Annotated in this window: 10 protein-coding genes; 3 read left to right on the plus strand and 7 right to left on the minus strand. The window is 63.9% G+C overall.

Features of this window, described 5'->3' with window-relative positions; translation table 11 throughout:
- Nucleotides 1-523 (minus strand): peroxidase family protein (locus ABR948_RS25705; protein ID WP_428123322.1); only part of this gene is annotated, 523 nt, incomplete at its 3' end.
- Between the two features lie 105 nt (nt 524-628).
- Here ABR948_RS25705 and ABR948_RS25710 point away from each other — a divergent pair.
- Nucleotides 629-1,567 (plus strand): hydrogen peroxide-inducible genes activator, encoded by a 939-nt coding sequence (locus tag ABR948_RS25710; RefSeq protein ID WP_428123323.1) that lies wholly within the window; start codon nt 629-631, stop codon nt 1,565-1,567.
- 54 nt (nt 1,568-1,621) lie between these two features.
- On the opposite strand, the gene ABR948_RS25715 is transcribed toward ABR948_RS25710, so the two are convergent.
- Nucleotides 1,622-2,911: an MFS transporter gene (locus ABR948_RS25715; protein WP_428123325.1), complete on the minus strand. Its 1,290-nt coding sequence runs from the start codon at nt 2,909-2,911 to the stop codon at nt 1,622-1,624.
- A gap of 147 nt (nt 2,912-3,058) precedes the next feature.
- On the minus strand, nt 3,059-4,564 hold the full coding sequence (locus ABR948_RS25720) for a 4-hydroxyphenylacetate 3-hydroxylase family protein (protein ID WP_428123326.1): 1,506 nt from the start codon (nt 4,562-4,564) through the stop codon (nt 3,059-3,061).
- Between the two features lie 143 nt (nt 4,565-4,707).
- Here ABR948_RS25720 and ABR948_RS25725 point away from each other — a divergent pair, with 143 nt between their 5' ends.
- Together ABR948_RS25725 and ABR948_RS25730 are read left to right on the plus strand one after the other, a co-directional pair.
- Nucleotides 4,708-4,917 (plus strand): hypothetical protein, encoded by a 210-nt coding sequence (locus ABR948_RS25725; protein ID WP_428123328.1) that lies wholly within the window; start codon nt 4,708-4,710, stop codon nt 4,915-4,917.
- On the plus strand, nt 4,914-5,582 hold the full coding sequence (locus tag ABR948_RS25730; RefSeq protein ID WP_428123329.1) for a MarR family winged helix-turn-helix transcriptional regulator: 669 nt from the start codon (nt 4,914-4,916) through the stop codon (nt 5,580-5,582). The genes ABR948_RS25725 and ABR948_RS25730 overlap by 4 nt, the downstream gene beginning before the upstream one ends.
- On the opposite strand, the gene ABR948_RS25735 is transcribed toward ABR948_RS25730, so the two are convergent.
- The 4 genes from ABR948_RS25735 to ABR948_RS25750 form a co-directional block, all read right to left on the minus strand.
- Entirely contained in the window at nt 5,467-5,991 is a 525-nt protein-coding gene (locus tag ABR948_RS25735) for a flavin reductase family protein (RefSeq protein WP_428123330.1), read from the minus strand. The two genes, ABR948_RS25730 and ABR948_RS25735, sit on opposite strands and share 116 nt — an antisense overlap.
- Nucleotides 5,992-6,102: 111 nt before the next feature.
- Nucleotides 6,103-6,483, minus strand: a complete 381-nt coding sequence (locus tag ABR948_RS25740) for a cupin domain-containing protein (protein WP_428123332.1) — start codon at nt 6,481-6,483, stop codon at nt 6,103-6,105.
- Between the two features lie 54 nt (nt 6,484-6,537).
- Entirely contained in the window at nt 6,538-7,461 is a 924-nt protein-coding gene (locus tag ABR948_RS25745; RefSeq protein ID WP_428123333.1) for an ABC transporter substrate-binding protein, read from the minus strand.
- Between the two features lie 55 nt (nt 7,462-7,516).
- Complete coding sequence (locus tag ABR948_RS25750; RefSeq protein ID WP_428123335.1) at nt 7,517-8,206, minus strand: GntR family transcriptional regulator; 690 nt, start codon at nt 8,204-8,206, stop codon at nt 7,517-7,519.
- Nucleotides 8,207-8,319 lie beyond the last annotated feature (113 nt).

An 8,319-nucleotide genomic window follows, 5' to 3' on the forward strand; every position in this document is an offset into this window, starting at 1 on the left:
CCCAGACATCCGCGCGCCCGCCGCCGAAACCGAAGGTCGGGAAACCCATCGACTCCAGCGCGACGTTGCCGGCGAGAATCATCAGGTCGGCCCAGGAGATTTTCCGGCCGTATTTTTTCTTGATCGGCCACAGCAGCCGGCGCGCCTTGTCGAGGTTCGCATTGTCCGGCCAACTGTTGAGAGGCGCGAATCGCTGCTGCCCGGATCCGGCGCCGCCACGGCCGTCGCCGATGCGGTAGGTGCCCGCGCTGTGCCACGCCATCCGAATGAACAATGGGCCGTAATGGCCGAAATCCGCCGGCCACCAGTCCTGCGAATCCGTCATCAAGGCATGGAGATCCTTGACCACGGCAGCCAGATCGAGGCTCTTGAATTCCTTGGCATAGTCGAACACCTCGCCCATCGGATTGGACAAGGTCGAGTGTTGGTGGAGAACCTGCAGGTTCAACTGGTTCGGCCACCAGTCACGATTGGTGGGTCCGCCGGCTCCGCCCGTGAACGGGCACTTGGTAACGTCATCCATATTGCGCCTCCTGTCGTGATTCTTTCCACCCTGCCGCGTGCTTTCTACGCAACGCAAGCCATCAGGTGAAATTGACTCTATTGATTGCTACAATAAGATAACCTGATGATCCATGCTACGCTAAAACAGCTTCGCTATTTCGATGCGCTGTCACGTCATTGTCACTTCGGGCGCGCGGCCGAGGCCTGTGCGATCTCGCAGCCGGCTTTGTCGATGCAGATCAAGGAACTGGAGGACGCTCTGGGCGGCGTGCTGTTCGAGCGCGGCGCACGACAAGTCAGTCTGACCAGGCTCGGCGAAGAGGTCGCCCAGCGTATCCGCGACATCCTGGGCTCGGTCGATGAACTGGGAGACTTCGCGCGCGCGTCGCGAGACCGGCTGGTGGGCCGGCTGCGCATCGGCATGATTCCGACGATTGCACCCTATCTGCTGCCGACGGTGATCGGGAACCTGACGCGAACGCATCCCGAACTTGACATTCACGTCCGCGAGACGCTGACGCCGAAGCTGATACGAGAGCTCGCGGAAGGTCGGCTTGACACCGCCATTGTGGCTCTGCCGGTGTCCGAACCTTCGCTGACCGAGGTCGCCTTGTTTACGGAAAATTTCCTGCTGGTGCGGCCGGGCGCGGATGAGGGAACGCCGGTCCCCACCAGCAAAATGCTGTGCGAGATGCGGCTGCTGCTGCTGGAAGAGGGGCACTGTTTTCGCGATCAGGCGCTGTCGTTCTGCAATATGCAATCGTCGCCGCCGCGGGAAGTGCTGGACGCGAGCTCGCTGTCGACCCTGGTTCAGATGGTCGGCGCCGGCATCGGTGTCACGCTGATACCGGAAATGGCCGTGGCGGTGGAGACGCGCTCGGCGGCGGTGTCCGTCACGCGCTTCAAAAACCCGCAACCCTCGCGCACCATTGGCATGGTCTGGCGCAAGACAAGTCCGCTGGCCCGACAGCTCCTGCAAATTTCCGAAGTGGTTTGTGTCTCGGCCGACGCGTTGCGCGAGCAGCACACCCCGGGATCTTCGTCGCGCCGTCCGCGGACCTGAACGGCGCTCCGGCGGAGAAAATTCTGGCTGCAGGCCGCTCCTGTGTCTGGCGCGCTAGAACCGCCTTACCAGCGGGATCATTGCGGCCGAGCCCACGATGGTGGCGCCGACCAGGACCATGAGGCCGGCATTGAACGACCCGGTGTGGGCGATCAGCGCCCCCATCACGACCGGCGAGAGGGCGCCGACAATGTTTCCGATGCCGTTGAAGACACCGACCCCGGAAGCCACCGCGCGCGCCGGAAGGATCTGGAGCGACAGCGCGAACAATGGCGGCAGCGCCGAGCCCCAGAAGAATGCGCTCACGGCGATCAGGAGGGCCGCCGTTTGCGCGTCCGACACGACAGACACCGCGTACATCGCAACCCCTGCCGCGAACAGGCCCCCGAGGCAGATGATGGCACGACGGCCGATCTTGTCCGACAGAATGGCCGCCCCCACCTCGCCCAGAAACATCATGAAGAACGGCAGGAACGAAAACAGGCTGGTCTGGCGGGGATCGAAGCCGCGCACCTTTATCAGATAGGTCGGCAGCCAGCTGTTGAGCCCCCAGAGATAAATCAGCGCGGCCGAGTTGAAGATCACCAGCATCCAGAACCGCCAATCCCGACAATATAATCCGACCTGCGAAAGATAGGACGGCGGTGCGGCGGTTTCGGCCGGCATTGTCTGCGCGGCCGCCGGCGCGGCTGCGGCCGGCGGCTGATCCCTCAGCAACATCAGGACCAGCGGAAGAATGATCAATGCGTTGAGAACGGCAAGAAACACGAACGCCGAACGCCAGCCGAACGTCGTCTCGAGGTAGATCATCAACGGAAAGCCGATGGCCGATCCGAGCGGACTGCCGATCATCCAGATCGAGTTGGCCCGTGCCTGCTCGCGCCTTGGAAACCAGCGCTTGACCAGCGAATTGGTGATCGCGAACTGAGGGCCTTCCGCGACCCCCAGCAGGATCCGCAACGAAAGCATGGTGGTGAACGAACCGGCTCCGGCCATCAAAGCCATGAACACGCCCCAAAAAGCCGTGCCGATCGCCAGCGAGCGACGCGGTCCGTAGAGGTCTCCGACGAAACTCAGGAACAGCCCCGAACAGCCATAGGCGAACACGAACGACGTCATCAGCAATCCGAGCAGTGTCGGATTGAAGCCGGTTCCCATCGCATTCTGGAAATCCGTATTGGTGAACAGGACCGCGACGCTGATGCGGTCGAAGAAGGCCGACAGCACCGCCAGGAACAGGATGAAGGCGATGATCCAGCGCCGTCGGGATGCGGGGGCTTCGGCCGAGCTTGCTGGGGCGGAGCTATCGAGCGGATGGATGTCGGTCTCGGCGCTTGTCGTCATCTGGGTCCCCTGTCGATGCTGTGAAGCTGCGTGCGGTCCTGGGTAGAGGCCTGACTTGAACTGCGCCGACCGAACGCCGTTGGTCGGCGCCACCGCCATGTCGCGCTGCCCCATGCATGCACCGCGCCACCCGTCATCGTCGCTGCCTCAGGACATCAGCGGAGGAAGCCCCAGCGCCGCGTCCACCATTCCGCTGGCGCGCTTGAAATCATAGGCGCGGTACATGTTGGTCTTCACAAGATAGGATGCGCCGCCATAGAACTTCTCGTACTGCTGGTGGCGATTGCCGAACTCGGTGCCGATGAAGTCCCATGCCAGTCGCATCAGGCGGACGCGGTCACGCGCGCCCATCTTGCCCGACACGAAGTAGCGCTCGATGTCCGGCGCGGATTCCGGATTGTCGAAGTCGCGCGACGAAGACGGCAGCGTGATCATCGCCGCGCCCGTGAGTTCGCGAACGATGTCGATCATGTGCGGATTGATCTGCCCCTGCAGCGCCATGACCGCATAGAGCGCGGTCTTGGACGGCCACAGCACGCCGTTCTCGTCGATCGTTGCCACGGTCTCATGGGAGTGCAGCATGTTCTCGACGATCGATGCGTAGGCGGCCAGTTCGCCCATTTCGACCTGGACCGGAGGTGCCGCATCGTTGCCAGTGGCCTCGTTCATGCGCTTGGCGAGCCCTACCAGAAAGCGCAGCTTGGTCGCGTAGCGCGACTGCGCCTGGTGATTGCCGTAGGAATGAGAGGGGGTCTGCCACCACTGCCCGAAGCACAGCTCGGGATTGCGGTAGATGAACACGCGCTCCCAGGGGACCAGGACGTTATCGAGCACGACGAAGGAGTCGGTCTCGTCGAAGCGGGTGGTCAGCGGATAATCCTCGGCGTTGGTGGCCTGCAGCGCGAAAGCCCGGCGGGAGTAGAGTTTCACGCCCGGGGCGTCGAGCGGGATCGCAACGCTGATCGCATAGTTTTCATCGCCCGGCCGCAACGGATGGATACAGCTGATCTGGACATAATCCGCGAACACGGCGCCGGTCGCGAGCTGCTGGCCGCCGCGGACGACGATGCCGGAATCGGTCTCCTTGACCACGCCGGCATAGAGGGTCGGGTCGCTCTGTTGATGGGCCGGCTTGCCGCGATCGATCTGCGGCGGGACGATCGCATAGACGACGTATTTATGGTTGTCGCGAATGTATTTGTAGAAGTTGACGACGTTCTCGGCGTATCCGGCCCCGCCCCTGGCGAAGAATTCGGGCTTCGCCGCGTAACCGGCGAAGAAATTCGCGACGTGATCGGGCGTGCGCCCCATCAGGCCGAAGGTCTGCTCGGCCCATCCCTCGGCCGCGAGCCGTTTGGCGCGCAGGTCCGCGTGGCTACGGGGAATCTGGAAACAGCGCCAGACCGGGCCGCCGGTGTCCGGCGATGTGAAGGTCATGCGCTCGCGGTTTTCGGGTGCCGCCGCATAATCGAACAGCCCGGCGAAGGTTCTGGCGGCGTTCTTGAACGCGGGATGGCGGGTCGGATCGCTGATCCGTTCGCCATCGACGAAAATCGTGCGTTCGCTGGCGCGCAGACCGGCCAGAAAGTTCTCGCCGGTGCGCAGCGGCGTCGCGCCGCTGGCGTCCATCTGTCGGGATACCGTCGCGCTCATTTCGACCTCCTTGTGCAAGCGGCAAGGGGAGCCGGGCTGGCTCTCGCCGCGAAAGTTCATACACCTGACAGCTACATGTTGTAGCTAAATATTGGAGCTGTCAACGCTGATCTGCGCGTGATATTTCACCAGGACGCGCAGAAATGCGGCAATCCTCGCAGCTGTGGGCCGCCCGCGAAACGCCGGCGCGCTTTCGGACGACGTGGATCATGCGTCACATCAAGGGATCGCAGGCTTCGGCTCTGATTCAATCAGATCCGATCCGGCTCCAGAACCACCTGGTTGACGACGAGATAGCTGACGAAGACATGACTGACGAAGACATGACTGACGAAGACATGGGTTCAACATGAAGAAACCAAAAGCCTACAGGCCGCCCGCGACCATCTCGCGCACCGAGTTCCTGACGCAAGGCTCCGATGCGGAATTCCGCCTCAGCATCTACGCCATGGTGCAGAGCGTGGGCCGCCTGCTGGCGTGCCGGGACGCCTTTGGGCGCGAGCTCGAGCTGACGCCAAGCCAGTTCGTCGTGCTCATGGGCGTCGCCCATTGCCAGGGCACCGAGGGCGTCACCATCCGCGAACTGGCCAGTCACATTGCGCTAGCCTCCACCCATGTGACGACCGAGGTCGGACGCCTGGAACGGTCCGGCTTCCTCACCAAGCGACCGAGTGCAAGCGACCGGCGAAGTGTCCGCGTTTCCCTGCTGCCGCATGGCGAAAATGAGATCGCCCGCGTCGCGCCATTCATCCGGTTGGTCAACGACGCGCTGTTCCGGGACATCGATCCGGAGGCGCTCAAGATGGCGCATCACGTCGCGCGGCGCCTGATCCTGAATTCCGAGAATGCGCTGGCGGAAGTGCGCCGGCATCACCTGGAGAAGTCGGCGGCGCTACCCGCCGTCACCAGCCGTGAAGCCAGACGTCGGTATCCGGCGGTGTCGCGATCGGGCGATCGGAAAGAAGCCGGGAGTAGCGTCCGCCGTGGAAAAGCAAAGGCGTCGTCTCGGTCCGTGTGAAGGACAGAACCCGCCCGACCATGATCTCGTGGTCCCCGCCTTCGTAACAGGCGTAGGTCTCGCATTCGAACGTCACCAGGCCGCCCCTGAGCAGCGGAACGCCGCTGGCGCCCCGCACGGGCGCCAGGCCGCTCCATTTCTCCGGGCCGCCGCGTGCAAACCGGTTCGACATGTCGCTCTGGCTCTCCGCGAGCACGGTCACGCCAAAATGCGTGGCCTTCAGCCACAGCGGAAATGTCAGGGCCGAACGCGCGAGACTGAACAGCACAAGCGGAGGCGCGAGCGAGACGGAATTGAAGGAACTGACGGTCGATCCGAGCAGCGTATGGTCGACCTCCGCCGTGACCACGCAGACGCCGGTAGCGAACTGTCCGAGCGCATCGCGGAATTCTCGATCCGTGAAACTCATCATGCCTCTCCGTTGCGGGATGTCCTGTCTGTCGGGGCCAGCGGCCTCATGCGTTCAGGCGAGGGAGTGAGTGGCGAGCGCACGACGCCGGGCGCCCGGTCACGGCTCGCCTCACGCCGGATCGAAATAGTGGATCTCGAGCAGCAGACAGCCATTCTTCGAGAAGAACGGACCATGATACGCGCCCGGAGGCCGGCATGCATAGGTGAAGGGGGCAAACGCCTCGCCGCCCTGACCCTTCGCGTCATTGCCGACCGTCAGGTCGCCTTTGACAAGGAAAACCTCTTCCCAATAGTCGTGCACGAAGGGGGTTGTCGTATAGACGCCCGGGTCGAAGCGGAGCAGCCGGGTGCGGCTGCCGCGTTTGCCGGCTTCGTCGAGCTCGCCGGACAGGATTTTCTGCTGGATGCCGGACGGATAGCCGGCGGGCACTTCCCAGCCCTTGTCCATGTCGAGGGTGTGGAATTCATCATGAAGCTTGTTGATGGCCATCGATCGATCTTTCCGAGAGACAGGGGATTGTAGGCGGCGCGGGGCCGGCCGGGATCAGGTGTTCCAGAGTGGGGCGAATTGCGTGGCGACAACATCCGCGTAACCCGGATGCCCGGTCAGGATGCCGACATCGCGCGCGAACGCGTTCATGCCCTCGACGAAGTCTGGCGAGATGGAGGCGTCATAATAAGGCAGGTCGCGCTTGATCAGGTCGACGATCAGCGCCGCTTCCTGCGGCGGGAAAAGTTTCGCCGCCACGTTCCCGGCGAGCCCGGGCTCGGCCTTGAGCGCGGCGTGCGCCGCCACCACGGCGCGGACCGCGCCTGCCGCGGCGTTCGGATTGTCGTGGATCAGGCGGTCACTCGCAGCGATCGACGCCATGGTGTAGTTGAAGCAGGCTTTCGGGCCGTCGCCACGCCGCACGTCCAGCACGACGGTGCCGACGCCGCGCCGGACCGCGACTTCGGTCCCCATTCCGTTGGCCCAGAAACCGTCGATCTTGCCGTCTTCAAGCGCTTTTGCGGCGGTGAGGCCGAAATTCACGCCGGCACCGGTGGCGCCGGGCACGGGCGCGATCGTCACGCCGTCCCGCTGCGGATCGATTCCAGCTTCGATGAGCAGACGGCGCAGGCCCATCTCGACCCACGGGGCCGCGCCGATCCGGCGGCCCTTGACGATCCCGACATCGCCGCGCTTGGCGTTCAAACCGGCGCGCATGACCAGGAACCAGTACATGCCCTGGCCCTGGGCGCTGAGCAGCTTGCAGCCGTTCCATTCCGGAAACGCCGCAAGCGCCGAATGGGCGGAGCCGCCGACGAAGTCGACTTCCCCGTCGCGGAGCGCCCGATAGGCCTTGTCGACCGGGAAGATCAGTTCAAGCGAAACATCCAATCCTTGCCTGGCAAACAGGCCGAGCTCGACCGCGGCGACCGCCGGGAAGTAGGAATTGGAAATGAGATCGGGAACGGCCAGTTTCATGATTGGTCTTCGTCCTTGGGCGAGCTGGGTAACGGCCATGGTTAGACGGTTTTGGCTAGAGGGTTTGCAGCAGGTTACGGCGAAAGGCGTCGATGTGCGCCCGCATCGCCTGCTCGGCGCCATCCGGGTCGCGATCGCGGATCGCGGCCAGAATCGCAAGATGCTGCTCCTGCACGCTGAGGTGATGACCCGGCGTGTTCAGCGAGAGAATCCAGAACCGAAGCGACCGGTCGTGCAGCCGGCCGAGCAGATCGGTGAGCACCGGGTTGCGCGCGGATCGCGCCAGCGCGCCGTGAAACTCGCGGTCGAGGCGCATCAGGCGTTCGCTGTCGCGCGTCGCGAGCTCCTTCTGGGCGCGTTCAAGAATCGATGTCAGTTCGTCAATCTCGGCGGTGCTGGCACGGTCGGCGGCCAGGCGAACGCAGTAGCTCTCGTTGAGAAGCCGCACCTCGATGGTCTGCAGCACCTCGTCGAGACTGACGGGCTTCACGATGATGCCCTTGCGCGGCATCACCTGCACCAGGCCCTCGACCATCAGCCGGTCGAGCGCCTGATGAACAGGCGTGCGGCCGATGCCGAGCATGGTCGAGATCTCGGCCTCGTTGAGATAGTCGCCGGGACGGAACGTGCAGATGGTGATGCGATGCTTGATCTCTTCGTAAGCGGTATCGAGCAACGACGAGGTGGCCTCTCGCGCAGCGGGTCGCCGGGGCGCGCCGGCGCGGGCTTTTGCCGGCGCGCTCATGCGCGCCGCTCGACGATGTCGTAGCCATGGGAAAGGGCGCGGCCAAACACCGGCCGGATGCCGCCCAGCGCTGCGGGATCCCGCCCGGTCCAGCCGGCAACGGTGGCGCAGTT

Origin of the sequence: Bradyrhizobium sp. (assembly GCF_050014615.1) — a bacterium.
Lineage (GTDB): Bacteria > Pseudomonadota > Alphaproteobacteria > Rhizobiales > Xanthobacteraceae > Bradyrhizobium.